At 46.3% G+C, this 17501-nt stretch carries 15 protein-coding genes and 1 other annotated feature; of the genes, 5 read left to right on the forward strand and 10 right to left on the reverse strand.

Annotation, left to right across the window (positions count from 1 at the left end; genetic code table 11):
- Positions 1 to 2: 2 nt before the first annotated feature.
- From Q1B47_RS12430 to thrA, 4 genes are all read right to left on the reverse strand, one after another.
- On the reverse strand, positions 3 to 296 hold the full coding sequence (locus Q1B47_RS12430; RefSeq protein ID WP_299793990.1) for a hypothetical protein: 294 nt from the start codon (positions 294 to 296) through the stop codon (positions 3 to 5).
- A gap of 274 nt (positions 297 to 570) precedes the next feature.
- Positions 571 to 1851 (reverse strand): threonine synthase, encoded by a 1281-nt coding sequence (gene thrC / locus Q1B47_RS12435; RefSeq protein WP_299793994.1) that lies wholly within the window; start codon positions 1849 to 1851, stop codon positions 571 to 573.
- 78 nt (positions 1852 to 1929) lie between these two features.
- The gene (thrB, locus tag Q1B47_RS12440) at positions 1930 to 2868 is read right to left on the reverse strand and encodes a homoserine kinase (protein WP_299793997.1); all 939 of its coding nucleotides are present in this window, start codon (positions 2866 to 2868) and stop codon (positions 1930 to 1932) included.
- An 88-nt stretch (positions 2869 to 2956) separates the two neighbouring features.
- A complete protein-coding gene (gene thrA / locus Q1B47_RS12445) occupies positions 2957 to 5422 on the reverse strand; it encodes a bifunctional aspartate kinase/homoserine dehydrogenase I (protein WP_299794000.1) in 2466 nt (821 codons plus the stop codon).
- Positions 5423 to 6143: 721 nt separating this feature from the next.
- Between thrA and slyD the strand changes: the two genes are divergently transcribed.
- A complete protein-coding gene (slyD, locus tag Q1B47_RS12450) occupies positions 6144 to 6773 on the forward strand; it encodes a peptidylprolyl isomerase (RefSeq protein WP_299794003.1) in 630 nt (209 codons plus the stop codon).
- 179 nt (positions 6774 to 6952) lie between these two features.
- Positions 6953 to 7342, forward strand: a complete 390-nt coding sequence (locus tag Q1B47_RS12455) for a hypothetical protein (RefSeq protein WP_299794006.1) — start codon at positions 6953 to 6955, stop codon at positions 7340 to 7342.
- Positions 7343 to 7344: 2 nt separating this feature from the next.
- Here the strand turns inward: Q1B47_RS12455 and trpR are convergent, their stop codons facing one another.
- Positions 7345 to 7623: a trp operon repressor gene (gene trpR, locus Q1B47_RS12460; RefSeq protein WP_299794009.1), complete on the reverse strand. Its 279-nt coding sequence runs from the start codon at positions 7621 to 7623 to the stop codon at positions 7345 to 7347.
- Positions 7624 to 7872: 249 nt separating this feature from the next.
- Here trpR and Q1B47_RS12465 point away from each other — a divergent pair, with 249 nt between their 5' ends.
- Positions 7873 to 8322 carry a cytochrome c gene (locus tag Q1B47_RS12465; RefSeq protein WP_299794165.1) on the forward strand — a complete coding sequence of 150 codons (450 nt, stop codon included), beginning with the start codon at positions 7873 to 7875 and terminating at the stop codon, positions 8320 to 8322.
- A 121-nt stretch (positions 8323 to 8443) separates the two neighbouring features.
- Here the strand turns inward: Q1B47_RS12465 and Q1B47_RS12470 are convergent, their stop codons facing one another.
- Positions 8444 to 9112, reverse strand: a complete 669-nt coding sequence (locus tag Q1B47_RS12470) for a cytochrome b/b6 domain-containing protein (protein WP_299794012.1) — start codon at positions 9110 to 9112, stop codon at positions 8444 to 8446.
- Positions 9113 to 9402: 290 nt separating this feature from the next.
- Here Q1B47_RS12470 and raiA point away from each other — a divergent pair, with 290 nt between their 5' ends.
- A complete protein-coding gene (gene raiA, locus Q1B47_RS12475) occupies positions 9403 to 9765 on the forward strand; it encodes a ribosome-associated translation inhibitor RaiA (RefSeq protein WP_299794015.1) in 363 nt (120 codons plus the stop codon).
- Between the two features lie 778 nt (positions 9766 to 10543).
- Positions 10544 to 10665 (forward strand) — a sequence feature (Phe leader region).
- A gap of 30 nt (positions 10666 to 10695) precedes the next feature.
- Complete coding sequence (locus Q1B47_RS12480; RefSeq protein ID WP_299794018.1) at positions 10696 to 12684, forward strand: chorismate mutase; 1989 nt, start codon at positions 10696 to 10698, stop codon at positions 12682 to 12684.
- Between the two features lie 77 nt (positions 12685 to 12761).
- Here Q1B47_RS12480 and Q1B47_RS12485 read toward each other — a convergent pair whose 3' ends face one another.
- The 4 genes from Q1B47_RS12485 to tyrA all read right to left on the reverse strand — a co-directional run bounded on the left by Q1B47_RS12485 (position 12762) and on the right by tyrA (position 17444).
- Positions 12762 to 13097 (reverse strand): hypothetical protein, encoded by a 336-nt coding sequence (locus tag Q1B47_RS12485; RefSeq protein WP_299794021.1) that lies wholly within the window; start codon positions 13095 to 13097, stop codon positions 12762 to 12764.
- Positions 13098 to 13196: 99 nt separating this feature from the next.
- Positions 13197 to 14291, reverse strand: coding sequence for a hybrid-cluster NAD(P)-dependent oxidoreductase (locus Q1B47_RS12490; RefSeq protein ID WP_299794024.1), 1095 nt, complete (start codon positions 14289 to 14291; stop codon positions 13197 to 13199).
- A gap of 70 nt (positions 14292 to 14361) precedes the next feature.
- Positions 14362 to 16020: a hydroxylamine reductase gene (gene hcp / locus Q1B47_RS12495; RefSeq protein WP_299794027.1), complete on the reverse strand. Its 1659-nt coding sequence runs from the start codon at positions 16018 to 16020 to the stop codon at positions 14362 to 14364.
- Positions 16021 to 16304: 284 nt separating this feature from the next.
- On the reverse strand, positions 16305 to 17444 hold the full coding sequence (gene tyrA, locus Q1B47_RS12500; protein ID WP_299794030.1) for a bifunctional chorismate mutase/prephenate dehydrogenase: 1140 nt from the start codon (positions 17442 to 17444) through the stop codon (positions 16305 to 16307).
- Between the last annotated feature and the right edge of the window lie 57 nt (positions 17445 to 17501).

Here is a 17501-nt window from a genome sequence, read left to right on the forward strand (position 1 = left end):
CACTATTGCAGACATTTATAGATCACCGCAACCACCTTAGTCGGAACACCACGATCGATTTGCGACCAGACAATGTGCGTGCCGCCGAGCTCCTCACCATGTTTCTTTGCATTGAGCTTAGCATCCCTCAGCGCCAGCTCTCCCCGACCTATGCCGGTAACCATGGCAAAGCTATCACAATGTGTTACCTCGAAATCATAAGCTTCATTTATTCTATGGTAGAGTTGAGGCTCATCACTCGATACGCAAGCAGTTAGCAAGCAACAGCAAAGTAAAGGTATTAAAAATCTAACCACACTTGTAAAACCCGTCTGAAAAACCGGGATGAAAGATATAAAAATTAACAATTTGATTTTGCGACACACGTCACAGCAAGCGGCCGCAGGACGTTACATTCAGATACCAGGATTAAGAAAAAAATCGCCCGGGTAAGCAACCGATAAGAAGAGTTAACAAGCCTGCAACCCCGCCCGGAATAACAACAATAAGACAACACAAGTTTCAGCTTGAGTAACTGGAAGCTGGACGATAAAAAGAGCCACAGCTCTTTATATCGTCCGGAAAAGAAGCTTATAACACCTTGAACAGATGCGATTTCAGTTCTGCAAAGTCAGCCTGTAACGATTGTGACAAGATCTCTTTACCTGCAACGGCGGCCAGCGCCGAAGGAAGCGGGAGCTCGATATTTAACTCACTTTCAACCACCTCTTTAAACTTCGCAGGATGTGCGGTCCCCAGGAATATCCCCCTCTCATCATCTGACATGCTCAAGGTTAAGGCCTGGGCTGCAATCGCTGCATGAGGCTCAGAGAGGTAGCCTCCGCGATTTAACTCTGAAAGCGCCTGAGAGGTATCTGACTCAGACAGTGCGACACCAGATATATCTGATAATGACCACCCCATGGCATCCACTATCGCTTCTACTCTTGGCCAGTTACTGGGCTCAGCGACATCCATCGCGTTGGACATAGTTGCTACCGTTGCGTGGGGAAGCCAATCGCCCTGTTCCAGGTAGCGTGGGACAGTATCATTGCTGTTCGTCGCGGCAACGAAACGTTTAACGGGCAAGCCCATCGCCTTGGCGAAAAGTCCCGCCGTTAAGTTACCAAAATTACCACTGGGGACTGCAATCACAGGATCTTGTCTATATTCTCGCTTAAATTGTGCTACGGCTTCGAAGTAGTAACAGATTTGAGCCAACAAACGACTAATATTGATGGAGTTTGCAGAGTTGAGGTGCAACCCGTCCCGCACATCGCTGTCTTCGAAGGCTCGCTTAACCAGGTCCTGGCAGGCGTCGAAGTCAGACTCAACCGACACAGTGTGAATGTTGTCACCCAGTGTGGTAAACATCTTCTCCTGCAATAAACTGATCTTTCCCTTGGGATAGAGCACCACGACTTGAATGTTATCCAGACCAAAGAAGGCATCGGCAACGGCCGCTCCGGTATCACCCGAGGTTGCGGTTAAAATATTTATCTTTTCATCTGAAGCGAGCTCATTGAGGCACTGCGCCATAAAGCGCGCACCGAAGTCTTTAAACGCTAATGTAGGGCCATGAAACAGTTCAAGACAGGAGCGTTTGTCGTCGGCTTTAACGAGTGGGAGTTCAAAGTTGAAGGCCTTCTCAACTAAGGCATCTACCCTCTCCTGCCCAAGCTCAGATGATAGCCAGGCACCGAGTACCCTTTTACAACGCTCAACGAAAGGCAATGCCAGCAGTGCTTCGACATCTTCTAAAACCGGGATCTGTTTCGGAAAAAAGAGCCCTCTGTCCTTACCTAAACCTAACTTCAAGGCCTCGGCAAAACTCACCACCTGCTGCGGGTGCTTTAGGTTATACAGTTCCATGATTTAAATACCTTTTCTAATTTATTCATCAATTCTGAGTGTAACGGGTATCAGGAAAATTCTGATGCCTTACAGTGACTAGATACCGTCCGCTCTCCGGGTACCTTGAGCATCGATCCGACAGATATGGGAGAAACCACCTTGCTGCAGATAATGCTGCTCTAGCCACTGTTGAGCCTTATGTGCGGTTTCCAGGCTGTCAGTAACGGAGAACAGGGTGGGACCACTACCGGAAATTCCCGTCGTTAACATGCCTATCTCAGACAGCGCCGCTCTTGACGCTTCATAACCCGGTATCGCCGATGCACGATAGGGCTCTGCCAATACATCTTTCAATACCGAAACCGCCATAGAGGCATCTTGGCGATATGAAGCATGCACAAAAGCACTGAGATAACGACCAAAGTCGATTGCTACAGACTTATCGTATTGGCTCGGTAACAGCTCACGCATTTTAGCGGTAGAGAGCGATATCCCCGGGTAGGCAACAACCCAATACCAGTTTTCAAATGTCGGAATAGCGTCACATACCTTCTCAGGGGTATCGAGCATCAACTGCATTCCCCCCAGATAACAGGGGGCAACGTTATCATAATGAACAGAACCGCTTATCTTCCCCTCGAACTGTCCCATCAATCTCAAGAGTTGTTGTTCATCATAGGGGTTATCGAAAAATTCGTTTAACGCATAAAGCGCGGCTACGACTGAGCTTGCACTCGAACCTAACCCGCTGCCTACCGGCAGATTTTTTTCTAATGTGAGTGAAAGCCCTTCATCCTTACCTAACTGCTGAAGAAAGAATTCAGCACATTGATAAACGATATTCTCTTTCGGAACAGCGGGAAGCTTATCGGCCCAACGTCCCGTGAGTGACAAGTTAATCCCCCTATCGGCCGCGCAGACACTGACTCGATCACCTAACAGGCTGCCATCGATTGGTGCCAAAGCTGCACCGAGCAGATCGAAGCCTACGCCAACGTTACCCATAGAGGCCGGTGCGTATACTGTTAAACTCATAACGACTCCCCTATAACTTCGCTTCGGAGCAGATCAAACCCATACCCACAAACATCTCCCATAGAAGCTGGTGCATATACTGTTAAACTCATGCGCTCATCTCCCGGGTCCAGTTCAGGGTTCTGAGTAGATCGGCAAAGGCACCTGCTGCTGTAACGTCCGTACCGGCGCCGTAGCCCCTTAACACAAATGGAATCGGTTGGTAGTAACGACTATAGAATGCCAGAGCATTTTCACCGCCCTTAACACTATATAGGGGATCACTTGCATCAACTTCGGCGATCTTAACCCGGCACCCCTCATCATCTATTTGACCAACATAGCGCAAGACCTTACCTTCACTCTTCGCCCTCTCAACCCATAACGCTATCTGCTGGTCAAGCTTAGGCAGGTTACTCATAAAGGTCTCGACATCCCCTTCGGCATCGAACGAGTCGGGTAAAACAGACTCGATATGAATATCATCTAACTCCAGTTCCAGGCCCACTTCACGAGCAAGAATAAGCACCTTTCTTGCCACATCCATGCCGCTGAGATCATCACGGGGATCGGGCTCGGTAAAACACTTCTCCCTGGCAATAGCGGTGGCCTGAGAGAGTGTCATCCCCTCATCGAGCATACCAAAGATATAGGAGAGTGAACCGGATAAGATGCCATTGAACTTAAGCAGTTTATCGCCGGCAAACAGCAACTTTTTCAAGTTATCTATCACGGGTAAGCCGGCACCTACCGTTGTCTCATAGAGGAACTGTCTACGCTGCTTTAAAGCGGTTGCACGCAGGGCTCGGTAATACTCTATGTCACGGGTGTTGGCTTTCTTATTTGGCGTTACGACATGCAGGCCAGCATTCATCACGTCCAGATATTTATCAGAGACATACTCACTGGAGGTACAATCGACGAGTACCGGGTTAAGCAGTTGCTGCTCCTTAGCCCACTTAAGCATCTGGTTCAGATCACACTGAGTCTGACAATCAGATAACAGGCTCTGCCAGCCACTAAGATCAACTCCCTTAGCATCGAGCAACATATATCTGGAGTTAGCTATGCCACACACACGAATGGTGATGTGCTGCTCCTTTAATACCTCTGCCTGCTGCCTGATCTGCTCGAGTAGGCCGGCTCCGACATTTCCACAGCCCACCAGAAACACATCCAGATAGTGTTGAACATCGAAGAAACTTTGATGACAAGCCGATATCGCATGTTTTGTTTTGCGCTGTTCGATAACCGTAGAGATTGAACGTTCAGATGAGCCTTGGGCAATCGCAACGATGTTGACCGTCGCCTGAGCCAAAGCCTGGAAAAATTTACCCGCAACACCTTTATGGGTGCGCATACCATCACCAATGAGCGAAACGATAGCTAATTCATGTCTCATCTCGATGGGTTCAAGTATCTCGCTCTGTAGCTCCAGTTCGAACTCAAGTTCCAGAGACTCCTTTGCCTTAGCCGCATCCTGAGTCCCTACACAGAAGCTGATACTATACTCTGAAGAGCTTTGCGTAATTAACGAGATGGAGACCCCTGCTCGAGAGATGGCACCGAGAGTTCGGCTCGCCATTCCCACCATTCCCTTCATACCCGGCCCCGAAATATCAAACATAGTTTGATCATCTAAGTTCGAGATAGCCTTTACATTCAAACCACTTTCATCGGCTTCGTTTGAAACGAGTGTTCCGCGGGCCTGAGGATTAAAACTATTTCTGATATAGCAAGGGATATGGTATTGAGCGATGGGAGATATGGTCTTTGGGTGCAGTACCTTAGCACCAAAATAGGAGAGTTCCATCGCCTCCTGATAGCTTAATTGAGAGAGTAACTTTGCGTCACTAACCACTCTGGGGTCGGTGTTATACACACCATCAACATCGGTCCAGATCTCACAACAACTTGCACCTAAGCATGCCGACAATACCGCAGCTGAATAATCCGAACCATTTCTTCCAAGTGTAACGGTGCGACCCTCTTTATCACCGGCAGTAAAGCCAGGCATAACCCAGACACGATATTCATCGAGGGACAAGTTATTAAACCTGGCCTTACTAGGCTCGATGTCAACCAGTGACTCTAACGGGTCACCGGAGGCGAGAAACAGGGATTGTGGCTCAAATCTCTTAGCGCTAAGCCCCTTAGCATCCATTAACTGTACCATCAGAGCCGCCGATAACTTCTCTCCACCAACCAGAATTTCAGCGCGAACAAAGTCGGGACATTCATTTAACAGGCTGATACCGAGTAACTTGTCCTCCCAGAAACTCAACTGCTCGGCTAACTGCTCCATCAATGGAGCGACTTGGTCGGGCTGCAGAGCCGAAGAGGCATCTCGATACAGGGTTCTGAAAACCTGCTCAACCTCAGATAAAACCTGTTTAAAGTCGCCACCACTCACAGCGGCGTCAACCATCTCAAGCAGACCATTGGTGACAGTTGCAGGTGCAGACAAAACAACAGCAACCGACTCACTCGCTGCACTGTCAACTACGATATCCGCAGCTACATTAAAACGTTGCCAATTTGCCAGCGAGGTACCGCCAAACTTCATTACCTTCATATTATCTCCTTGTCCGCGCTACCTAAGAAACAAAAAAGCCCGCTCCTTATTATGGGAGCGGGCTTGTTATATACATTCTTTCAGAGTGTGCTTAGCCTGCCCCCACGAAAATAATCGTGGTGGTTGTAATAATGGTGGTTACAACAGTATTCAGGCTTTGCATTTGAAAATGACTTAATCCAAAAGAGTTTTAAATTCGATGAATACAGAATTGCTTTTTTCTTGTGCTGCTGTCAACCCCTTATTAGCAACTCTTTAAAAAAAACTCAGTTCGAGTCATTTTTATGCTTTGACTGCATGTGAAGAGTTAATACCGGGGAATATCATCAATATTGCTAAAGTTAACCTCTCAAAATTGATTATTACGAAAACACAACCTTCCACACAACCAACTGTTTAAATTAAACTTTACAGTTTAACATCATCTCTTTTTCGAGAAAAACATAAGAAAACATGGCTTAACTCAGATGTGTAAACCAGGGTACAAAAATAAAGGTTTTTATTGAATTACACGCCTGAAAAACACTGAATTTTATATCCATTTTTATGACTAAAAATGCATAGTTCGCTCCCCCCCTAAGTATATTGAACCCGACTCCCCTTCTGTAAACCATAGAAAAAGCATGACTGAAGGTGAAGTCGACCGCATAAGCTGATGCAAATCATCGCCAACGAATAAAAAGCAAGATAGAATGCGCGCACATTCTGAATTGGAGGCGACATGAAAATCACTCAACACAGTGCTGTAAGCATTCACTACCGTTTATCAAACGCAAAAGGCGAGCTAATCGAAGACTCATTCGAAGGTGAGCCAATGCTATACCTGCACGGGGCTGAAAATATGATCCCAGGCCTGGAGTCTGAGCTGGAAGGCAAGGTTGCAGGTGATAAGCTAGAGGTGTCTGTTAGTGCTGAAAATGGCTATGGTCCATATCACGATGGCCTGAAACAGGAAGTACCTTTAAGTGCTTTCGGTGATATCCAGGATATCATGCCTGGCATGCGCTTTATCGCTGAAACGGAGATGGGACAACGTCCGGTTCAAGTAACAGAAGTTAAAGATGATGTTGTCGTTGTTGACGGTAACCATCCATTGGCTGGCCAGTCTCTGACTTTTAATGTAGAAGTTCTCGATGTTCGCGAAGCAACTGCTGAAGAGATTGCCCACGGTCATATCCATGCCCATGGTGGTTGTGGATCCGAACATGGCCACAGTCATGAAGGTGGCTGCTGTGGTGGTGGTGGTTCTGGCCATGAACACGGCCATGAAGGCGGCTGCTGCAGTGACAAACATGATGAACCAGCTAAAGAAGGCTGTGATGGTAATGGCGGTTGTGGCTGCAGACACTAGTCCTATGCTGCTTAGGTGAGTAGGTTATAATTTAGCACAAACTCATCTTAAACTGTTCTAAGCCCGCGACACCATATCTGGTGAAGTGGGCTTTTTTTCATCTATACTGCATTAATGTTCAAATAACACGCTAATGCTACTTAGCAATGGATAACCGTGATTCAGACAAAGGAATGTTTATGATCGCCAAATCACTATATGAAGCCCTTCCCATCAGCTATATCACTATTGGCAGTGCCAGTATCCTGATGTTGGAACAGAGAGCTGCAATCTTCTTCGCTATCATCCTCTTTGCACTGGGTGCAAAAATCTATGATATGCGCTCACAGAACAGGCGTACGGATCCGCTTAAAAAACGTAAGGCAGGTAAACTTCCCGACTCGCTTTATAATTTTACCCCTTTTATCTACCTATTTGCAGCGACCCTGGTATTTAAACTATACCCAACGATATACGGCGCCATGATAGGAGCAGGCATAATCGCTTACTCCCTCTATATCTTAATCAAGCGATCATCCTATAGACGCCACGCACTTACGGAGTCGCAGCGATACCCCAACTATTACTGATATCACTCCAATATCAGATGCTTAATTTTTTCCCGCTGCTCGACTGACATATGTTTAAGGTAGTTTGAGCAGCGGGTTATGGTTGCAATGCTGATCTGAAATTCACCGGCAATCTGACGTTGGCTCATCTCCCCCAGCAGCAGCGCCTGAAACACCTTCAATCGGCCGGCAATTGCACTGCGTTCATCTTCTGTCAACAGTAGTTCAAACAACTCTAATAGTGCATTGTGATCATGGTGATTCACCACTTTCTCTAGCACAAGTCCCCAATCGGCTCTCATTCTCACTCCAACGTACTGGTATAGCAGTACATGAATTCTAGCAATAATCGAAGCAGATCCAAACTGTTTACGTCACTTCCCTCGTTTTTTTAAACAAAAAACCGGCCAATAAGCAGTCATAATTTGTTGCATCTTTACATGTAAACGCTTGAAAGTTTGCATGGTATATCGCTATAAAAAAGGAATACAATAGCGGAGCAATGTCACATAACCACAAAAAAACGTGAGAACAATAAAATGAAATTAGATCTGAAGAGAAGCCTTTTAGCCTGTATTGCAGGCACTGTTTTAGCCACTACAGTACAAGCAAACACCTTTAAAGATAGTGATGATGCGATTCATTACCGTCAATCAGCGTTCAGTTTAATGGCACATAATTTCGGCGACATGGGCGCGATGCTGAAAGGGAAGAAACCTTTCGATGCTAAAACTTTCAACCTTCGAGCAGAAAACGTTGCGGCGCTAGCTAAGTTGCCCTCAGAAGGCTTTATCGAGGGCTCAGATAAAGGCGAAACCGGTGCACTTTCAAAAATATGGACAGAGAAGTCTGATTTTGATGCCAAGATGAAGCAACTACAACAAGATTCAGCGGCTCTCGCCATCGCCTCTAAATCCGATGATAGAAAGGCACTGAAACAGGCCTTTATGAAAACAGCCAAAAACTGTAAAGGCTGTCACGACGTGTATAAAAAAGACTAAACGCTATACAGAAGATACCCTAGAGTGAGCTACGAGTTCAATTACTCGTAGCTCGTAGCTCGTAGCTCGTAGCTCGTAGCTCGTAGCTCGTAGCTCGTAGCTCGTAGCTCGTAGCTCGTAGCTAAAGCATATCGACTATCGGCCAGATTAAATAGTTTGTAACCACCCCACCTACCGCCAGCAGTAATACCAGCGCCACCAAAAGCGGCTTAAAGGTTAACTGCACATCAAGCTTAGCCGGCACCTGCTTATAGCCGCTGAGCATAGGACCGACTAGTTTATCCCCTTTCACACCATGGGCAATGACAGCTAACACATGAGCTGCTGCAAATCCAAGCATGACATAAAAGATCTTCTTATGAAGCCAAGTCATCAGGCTTCCTGTTTCAGTGGAAACCGCTGCATACAAAGGCCCTTCAGTAAAGATTTCATCGGTAGAAAACAGCCCCGTAGAAAGCTGTAACGTGATCAGAGTCATGAGCGCCAACACCATATAACCACCCAAGGGGTTATGTCCTATGCTAGCCGAAATGCCTTGTTCTCTGGTCTTGCGAACATATTCCAGGACAGTTTTAGGGTGCTTGATAAAGTGGGTAAACCGGGCCGTATCACTTCCTATAATGCCCCACACCAAGCGGCATATAATGAGAACCATCAGACAGTAAGCCAAAATTTGATGCCACTCCATCTCTGAGGCATCGGCGGTCCACCACAATCCACCTAACAGGGCAATCATCCCCCAGTGAAAAAACCTGACCGGTAGGTCCCAGACTTTAATCTTTGTTTGCATTTACAGTCCCGATTTGAAAAGCATTGAATTTTAAAATGAAGAGTGTCGCTGATGATATTTGAAGCAGATTTGGGAGGCAAATAAAAAAAAGTAACTAAAGTTATCTACTCGAATATGAGCCTGTTTCGGTGTGTTTACAAGCGTTTTCTGGCCATTATTTTCTAAAATTGCTTAAGTGATCAAATAAAAAGCGAACGGGTTAAAACAGCCGGTAAAACGTGATTTTGATCACGACTTTCATAGGGGAAGTTGGTAGTCTGAATTCAAGGAAACAACAAAAGGTTCGACATATGACAAAGATTACAAGCAAACACCTTGAAGTCACTGCCCTTATCCGCGAACGCATTGAAGCGCGTCTTGAGAAGCTTTCCAGACATGATGTGCAGTTAATAAACCCACATGTAATCATAACTCAAGAGAAGCAACTTTTTAAAATTGAAACATCGGTCGGCATCCCGAACAATAAGCTTTTTGCTCAAGCCAAGCATGAAGATCTATACAGCGCAATTAATGCTATGGGTCAAAAACTAGAGAAACAATTGAATAAGCTTACCCATAAGCCAGAAGCACAACGAACAGCTTCACATAAGCGTCAAGAGGAGGTACTGGAGGATAGTACTGACGCTGATTTAGAAGAGGAATATGCAGCTTAATAAGCTGATAAGCGGCGGAACTTAGCGTTCCGCCGAGAAATCACACACAAAGCGCTTCACCATGCTACGCTTATATATAGGGTGAAGTTTCAAAGATTCATTTATCCCACAGGAGAACCGTGCAGTTTTTAGTTTTTATACAGGCGGACCTGAACTCCATTCATGCCACTTTCGATAAGTGAAGCATAAGGACATTAAGCTGACAACAGCTACCACGCCTGAACATATAACGCAGGATAGAGTAAAAACCTAATATTCCGCTTCCCTCAAGAGAGGCTTTGAAGACGGCAATACAGGTTTCGAAGCCAAAAGGAGCGAAACAGAAAATCGTTTAGTTTCACCCATAGTTAGCCATCTTTGTAGATAGATGCAATGCTGTTAGCTATAAGACGAACAAATATAAACTAAATAGCAAATAAAGATAGGAAGTAAGAAGTAGGAAGTAAGCTTGAACACAGGCGAACCAGAAACCATTAAGCAGCTAATAGAAGCGGTGCTTTGGAGATGAGCTGACAACAGCGATGACGCCTGAAGATAAACGTTTCACTTGATTGGAACTCCAGTTCCGGTTTCACTTTTAAAGAGTAGATGAAGCTATGGTAGGGGTTTCAAGCGCATAAAGGAGGAACTCACAATTTTATTTTGTTATCTGTTTCACCCAAAGCGCACCTCAGGTGCGCTTTTTTATAGGCTCCTCTCCCCTTCAAGCTCACCGGAATATAAAACTTATCAATTATTCATTGACACTAAAGAGCTCGAGCTTTACTTTGATAGTGATGACATTACATAACGTTCACTTTTTTACTTTCTTTTTTATTCCACCCAACTCGGGAGGCGGAATTTCGGTGTAAAAACGAAAGTAAAAATTCCAAAGCCTCCCACTAGGGAGGCTTTTTTGTAGCAGAATTTGGTTAAGACATAGAGGACAGCATGAGCAAACCACAGCCTTTGAACCATACGCGTGAGCAGATAACCGCTTTAGATAAAGATCTATTGGCTCTTTTGGCTAGGCGACGTGAACTGAGCCTGGCCGTAGCCCGTAGTAAAGAGGTTGACATCCGCCCGATTCGGGATACCCAAAGGGAGAAAGAGCTGCTGGCCAGACTGGTCAAACAAGGGCGTGAACAGGGGCTAGATGCACACTATGTGATCTCTCTTTACCAGAGTATTATCGAAGACTCAGTACTTAACCAACAGGCTTACCTTCAGGGCAGGGCAAACCCTGACACTCAAAAACAGCAATACTGCGTGGCCTACCTTGGCGCCAGAGGCTCATACTCATATCTGGCTGCAAATCGTTATTGCGATCGCCGTCAGGTCGATATGCTGGACCTGGGTTGTAAAAGCTTCGATGAGATAGTTCAGGCGGTCGAATCCGGACACGCCGACTATGGCTTTCTGCCGATAGAAAACACCTCTTCGGGTTCGATCAATGAGGTTTATGATGTACTTCAGCATACAAGTTTGGCTATTGTCGGGGAAACCACCATCGAAGTCGGGCACTGTCTGCTGGCCAAGGCGGGCAGCTCTATCAATGAGATCAAAACGGTATACGCTCATCCTCAGCCAATAAGTCAATGTAGCCGCTACTTGAGCCTACACCCGGAGTTCAAACTGGAGTATTGTTCAAGCAGTGCAGAAGCCATGGAGAAAGTCATTGAAAGTGATGATCCCACTGTGGCAGCAATTGGAAGTGTAGAAGGCGGTGCTCTCTACCAGCTGGAGGCTATTGCACAAGAGCTTGCTAATCAAAAGGTTAATCAAAGCCGTTTCATCGTCGTAGCCAGAAAGGCGATAGCTGTTCCCGAGCAGCTTCCTGCCAAATCAACACTCATCATGGCAACGGGTCAAAAGCCAGGTGCCCTGGTCGAAGCCTTACTGGTACTTAAAGCCCATAATTTGAATATGAGCAAGCTCGAATCCAGGCCAATTCCCGGCACCCCATGGGAAGAGATGTTCTATCTTGACCTGGATGCTAACCTTTCCAGTGATTCTATGCAGGCGGCCTTGAAAGAGTTGGAAAGAATAACAAGATTTATCAAAGTATTAGGTTGCTATCCTTGCGAAACTGTTAATCCGACTCAGCTATCGAACAGTCAACTGATGATTGAGCCCGATACCAGCCGTGCCGAACATCTCGGCGAAACGATACCGGACTCCGACTCAGAGACAAACAAGCAGTTGAGATATAGCAAGAAGTATAAACAGGCTGCGACCCGAATAACCTGCGGGCAACTGGAGATAGGCGACGCACACTTTGGTGCAATTGCACTCATCTCCCTGCCACAAGACAGTAGTCTCTATAGCCAGAAAGCAAAATTACTCAAGGAGGCGGGCTTTCAAGCAGTCGTACTGGAGGGCCTGTCGCGGCAACAAGATGCAACTGCCAATATCATTGAGTTCAAGAAAGCGCTGCATCAATTTGATCTCGAGTGCATCATCAGTGTCGAGCATGAAACTGAGCTGAAGTTGGCTAAGGAGCAGGCCAGTATCCTACTGGTGACCGGTAAACAGATGAGCAACAAGGCTCTGCTTAAACGTATCGGCTCTTTACATATTCCGGTGATTTTAGAACGAAATACCATGGCTAATGTTCAGGAGTTCCTTGAGGCAGCCGAAAGCATATTGGAGCAGGGAAACCAGCAGTTGATCTTATGTGAGTCAGGCGTAAGGACCTTCAATGATTCGGTCATGCCGTCACTCGATCTCGCCGCTTTAGTAGATATCAAAGCGATGAGTCACCTGCCTATACTCATTAACCCGAGCTATGCCTCCACCGCCGATACACTCCCTTCACATGCCAAAGCGGCGAAGCAGCTCAGTGCCGACGGCTTGATACTCAACTTTTCATCGACCACAGATAGCTTCAGCGATGAACTCACGGCTTATGGTGAACTACTCAGAAGCCTCTACCAGTAATGTTCAAGGCAAAAAAAGAGGACTGCTTAGTCCTCTTTTTAAATGAATACGCCTATTAAAGAATGCATCTAAGGCCTCTATATGGCTGCGCCGTCGGTCAGGTTCAGCCACCCCTTCAATATCCTGTGGCAAAACCAGAGTGTGGCTATCAGGTAGATGATCACGCTCAGCCATATTTGTGACAGAGAAAAACCGACCCCTCCCAAGACCATGAAACCGATTGTTGAATGTCTCTGCCAGCGAAGGTGAGAGCTAATCATGGCACCTGAAGATGATGATTTCTGGCCTAGATTAATGATAAGACCCAATAAAGTCGGAAGGAAAAACAGAGGAAATGCAGTCATTAACGCATATAACAGGTGCGCCAAACTTGGGTCGTCTATGGTGAGTCTTTGAGAAGTTGTCGATATCATAGATAAGCTCCGAAGTGACAATGTATGCAAAGATCAAATAACACTCATCTTTAACAATACGTTGTCACCGGGCTTAGCGCAAATCTATAGATATAAAATTTACAACGCCAGAGAGATATCTGACTTCAATTTTGTTGAACATGCCAACACATAACCTTGCTCAATCTCATCTGCTGTTAGTGTCATTTGGCTGCTGGACTCTGTCTCTCCCTCCAACACCTGACACTTACAGGCTCCGCATACACCGGAGCGACAAGCGGCAATAATCGGCAAACCTTCCGCTTCGATCCCCTCCAGCAAGGTTTGATCGGCTTCCATGGCTCGCTCTCTGTCACGGATTTTCAACATGAAGCTACCCTGCCCGCCATCGGAGGCTGTGACGTTTTCCGGTGTGGTGACTGAAGCTCCGCCAAAGCTCTCTTGATGATACCTTTGCATGTCGAAATCCAGTGATTCCAGCAGAGACTTGACCCCAACCATAAAGGGCTCTGGCCCACAGACAAAAATGGTTCTATCGTGATAATCGGCAACTAACTTTTTAAGGCTGTCGGCACTGATGCGTCCTGTGGCGCCTTCGAAAGATTCTGGCATATTTTCAACGCCAGACTCGAGAATATAACTCAACTTAAACGACTGATTGTTATAATTTATCGTGTCCAATTCAGTTCTAAAAATCAGATCTTCAGGGCTCTTAGCGCAGTGAAGAAAAGCGATATCGGCACCGACTTGGGTATCGGTAAGCCAACGTGACATGGAGTACATAGGGGTTACCCCACTTCCCGCACTTAAAAACAGATACTTGTCTGCTTTAATATCGATAAGATTAAAGACCCCGTCGGGCCCACTTGCAGTTATGGTACCGCCAACATCCAAGGATTGAACCAGATGGTTTGAGAAAAGGCCTCCCTCTATTTGCTTAACCGTTACAACAATTGAATAAGGACGCGAAGGAGAAGATGAGATGGTGTAGCTACGATATACCTGTTTTCCGTCAATCTCAGACTTAAAGGTAAGAAATTGCCCCGGTTTAAACTGAAACTTTACCGGTTCGGTGCCCTGAAAGCGAAAACTGAACACATCATGGGTTTCCTGCCACTTCTCAACACATAATAAGGTGACCTCCCCATGTTGCCATGTAGGAGAGTTTAACTGTTGCTCATCACAATGAGTCGGAGAGATTAGATCTATGCTCATGGGTAACCTTATCGATAGAAAAAACAAACTGACCACCTGAGAAAGCGCGGTCAGTTATTTCAGTGCCAGTTTAAGCGACGTTTAAAATTGTCTTAAGATCTTCTTCTACGGTCGTTGTGTTACGAAGACCAAACTTATCTTCCAATATTTTAAGCAGGTTAGGAGTTAAGAACGCCGGAGGAGTAGGACCGGTACGAATATTCTTAACACCTAATGATAAGAGTGTCAGCAGGACCACAATCGCCTTCTGCTCAAACCATGAAAGTACAAGACTCAATGGCAGCTCATTGAGCTCACACTCAAATGCTTCAGATAGCGCGATAGCAAGCTGAATTGCCGAGTAGGAGTCATTACACTGACCGATATCGAGCAGGCGTGGAATGCCGTTAATATCACCAAACTCAAGCTTGTTGAACTTATATTTACCACAGCCCAGAGTCAGAATCACGGAATCATCCGGCGCCTGAGTCGCAATATCGGTAAAGTAGCTACGCTCAGCTTTATCACCATCACAGCCACCAACAAGGAAGAAATGCTTGATAGAACCATTCTTCACATTTTCAACTACAGCCGGAGCGGCAGCCATCAACGCATTGCGTGCAAAACCTATGGTGATTAGATGGGGGATCTCATCATAGGTGAAGCCATCGAGTGCTAATGCTTTTTCAATAACCGGAGTAAAGTCATCACCCACCAGATGAGTCACTCCAGGCCAGCCCACGATGCTGCGGGTGAAGATACGATCTGCGTAGTTACCTACGTTCGGATCGATAATACAGTTAGAGGTCATCACTACCGCACCAGGGAAGTTAGCAAACTCTTTCTGTTGGTTCTGCCAGGCACTACCATAGTTACCTACCAGGTGTGGATACTTCTTAAGCTCAGGGTAAGCCAATGCAGGCAGCATCTCACCATGAGTAAAGACGTTGATCCCTTTACCTTCTGTCTGCTTAAGAATAAGTTCAAGGTCGACCATATCGTGGCCGGAGACCAGAATAGCCTTGCCTTTTACGGCAACGGTATTCACCTGAGTCGGCTCAGGATGACCGAAGGCCGCGGTCTCACCTTCATCGAGCATAGCCATCACTTTATAGTTTAACTGGCCAATCTCCATAGACGTTGCAAACAGCTTGTCGACATCAACCGAGTCTTCGCCAAGGAATGCCATGATCTCATGGAACTGACCGGCAATTTCATCACTGGTTTGGCTGAGGACGCGCGCATGCTCCATATAAGCCGCCGCGCCTTTCAGGCCATATAGACACAGCAGACGAAGACCCAGAATATCTTCATGTACATCGCCACGGTTAGGTGCCGCTTGAGCCGCTTGAGTAATCATCTCAGGCTTAGACGTCGCCAGTACCAGCTGCGCAGGAGCACTCATCTGCTCGGGAGTAACTCCCTTAGCAACACAAGCGGTCTCATAGGCATCTTTCAGACGACCACGGAAGGCATTAGCTTGCTCTACATATTCGACGAGTCTGGCATCGTCGAAGTTAACGTTGGTCAAAGTAGCAAAGAAGGCTTTAGGAACAAAGGTATCGATTTCATGATCTATGATATCGAACTCACGAGCTTTGACCGCATAGGCTGATACGCCCTGCAGTACGTAGATAAGTAGATCTTGTAGGTCGGAAGTTTCGGCAAGCTTTCCGCACATTCCCTGAGAGTAGCTACAACCATTTCCAGCTGGGGTTCTAATTGTTTGTTCACACTGAATACAAAACATTACGACGGCTCCTATTTTAATCATGCTTTTTATTTGCATGTTTTGGATGATTGTAAATCTATTGCCTTCAGCTTCGAAGCGATATTTATACTAATTGTGAAAAATATGAGGTAGATCAACTTCTCATATAACTAATAAAGTGGGAGGGTAATTGGTGAAGAAGCAGATATAGAGGGGAGACAGAGCATTCGAGAAGAGAAAAAAACAACCATTGAAATTCAATGTCATAGGAATAAAAATGGGAGCATCAGCTCCCAATTAACAGCAAACAAGCACGCATGTCGCTAGCCGGTCTTCATATCATTAACCGATTGCAGCATGGCACGGCTTTCACGCTGGAATTGCGGCGCAAAATCACCGAACCATTGCGCCACCTCTTCAAACTGAGAAACAAATGCCTCACGATCACCCGCTTGCAATAGTGACAGAGCCTGAGAATAATTGTCTAAATAATCTCCGATGGCATTAAGACTCTCTTTTTGGGCGAAGATGATGTCTGCATAAAGCTCCGGGCTTTGGGCAAAAAGACGACCCACCATCGCCAGCTCCAGACGATAGATAGGCGAGCTGAACTGCAACAGGGACTCGATATCGGCCTCCTCTTTATAAAGGTTTAATCCATAGACAAAAGAGGAAAAGTGACGCATGGCCTGAACCAACTGCATCGCCTTATCGTGACGCTCGGGCTCCGCCTCTACGATTCGTGCCCCCCATATCTGTATCTGCTCCAGCAGCCATTTATACTCCTCGCTCCCGCGTCCATGGCACACCACAACAACCTGCTTAGCTAAACTGCCGACATCCGGGCCAAACATAGGGTGTAAACCGACTACGGGGCCGTCGTGCGCCTCTAACATCGCAGATACCGGCTCACCCTTTATCGATGTCAAATCGGCAAGAATACAGCTCTTTGGCAGCTCGGTAAGCTTCTCTTTTATCAGATCACAAGTGATAGCGATTGGCACCGTCACTATGACTAATCCGGCTCCATCGAAGATCTCGGCGGCCCTGCACCAATCATCCTTATCCAGTACTTTAACCCGATAGCCGGACAGGGTCAGCATTTGAGCGAACAAGCCACCCAACTTGCCCTCACCGCCAACGAGTACGACATGACCAAGCTCCGGATTCACCTGCTTAAAACCGACATCCTTCTCGTTGAGGTAAGATTCACGCATCAAGCGTCGCAATATATCTTCGATCAGTTGAGGAGAAATATCCATCTTCTCAGCTTCTCCCCGGCGCTTGGCCAACATCGTAGCTTCTCGTTGAGGCGCGTAGATAGGCAGACCCGCTCCATGTTTAACCGCCCCGACCTGAGCGACCAGATCCAGTCGTTTCCTTAAGAGGTGAAGCAACTGCTGATCAACACCATCTATCAGGCCCCTTAAGTTTTCGAGTTCAGCCGTTGTTTTTTCATTCATCGATCGTCTATCCATTACAAAAAAGTCATCAGACATTGAGAAGATACCTGCTCAACG

Source organism: uncultured Shewanella sp. (genome assembly GCF_947501225.1).
In the GTDB taxonomy this organism is placed as follows: Bacteria; Pseudomonadota; Gammaproteobacteria; order Enterobacterales; family Shewanellaceae; genus Shewanella.

Coding starts and splice junctions, on each gene's coding strand:
- thrC (WP_299793994.1), bottom strand. CDS start 1,851: ATGGAACTGTATAACCTAAAGCACCCGCAGCAGGTGGTGAGTTTTGCC.
- thrB (WP_299793997.1), bottom strand. CDS start 2,868: ATGAGTTTAACAGTATACGCACCGGCCTCTATGGGTAACGTTGGCGTA.
- thrA (WP_299794000.1), bottom strand. CDS start 5,422: ATGAAGGTAATGAAGTTTGGCGGTACCTCGCTGGCAAATTGGCAACGT.
- slyD (WP_299794003.1), top strand. CDS start 6,144: ATGAAAATCACTCAACACAGTGCTGTAAGCATTCACTACCGTTTATCA.
- Q1B47_RS12455 (WP_299794006.1), top strand. CDS start 6,953: ATGATCGCCAAATCACTATATGAAGCCCTTCCCATCAGCTATATCACT.
- trpR (WP_299794009.1), bottom strand. CDS start 7,623: ATGAGAGCCGATTGGGGACTTGTGCTAGAGAAAGTGGTGAATCACCAT.
- Q1B47_RS12470 (WP_299794012.1), bottom strand. CDS start 9,112: ATGCAAACAAAGATTAAAGTCTGGGACCTACCGGTCAGGTTTTTTCAC.
- raiA (WP_299794015.1), top strand. CDS start 9,403: ATGACAAAGATTACAAGCAAACACCTTGAAGTCACTGCCCTTATCCGC.
- Q1B47_RS12480 (WP_299794018.1), top strand. CDS start 10,696: ATGAGCAAACCACAGCCTTTGAACCATACGCGTGAGCAGATAACCGCT.
- Q1B47_RS12485 (WP_299794021.1), bottom strand. CDS start 13,097: ATGATATCGACAACTTCTCAAAGACTCACCATAGACGACCCAAGTTTG.
- Q1B47_RS12490 (WP_299794024.1), bottom strand. CDS start 14,291: ATGAGCATAGATCTAATCTCTCCGACTCATTGTGATGAGCAACAGTTA.
- hcp (WP_299794027.1), bottom strand. CDS start 16,020: ATGTTTTGTATTCAGTGTGAACAAACAATTAGAACCCCAGCTGGAAAT.
- tyrA (WP_299794030.1), bottom strand. CDS start 17,444: ATGAATGAAAAAACAACGGCTGAACTCGAAAACTTAAGGGGCCTGATA.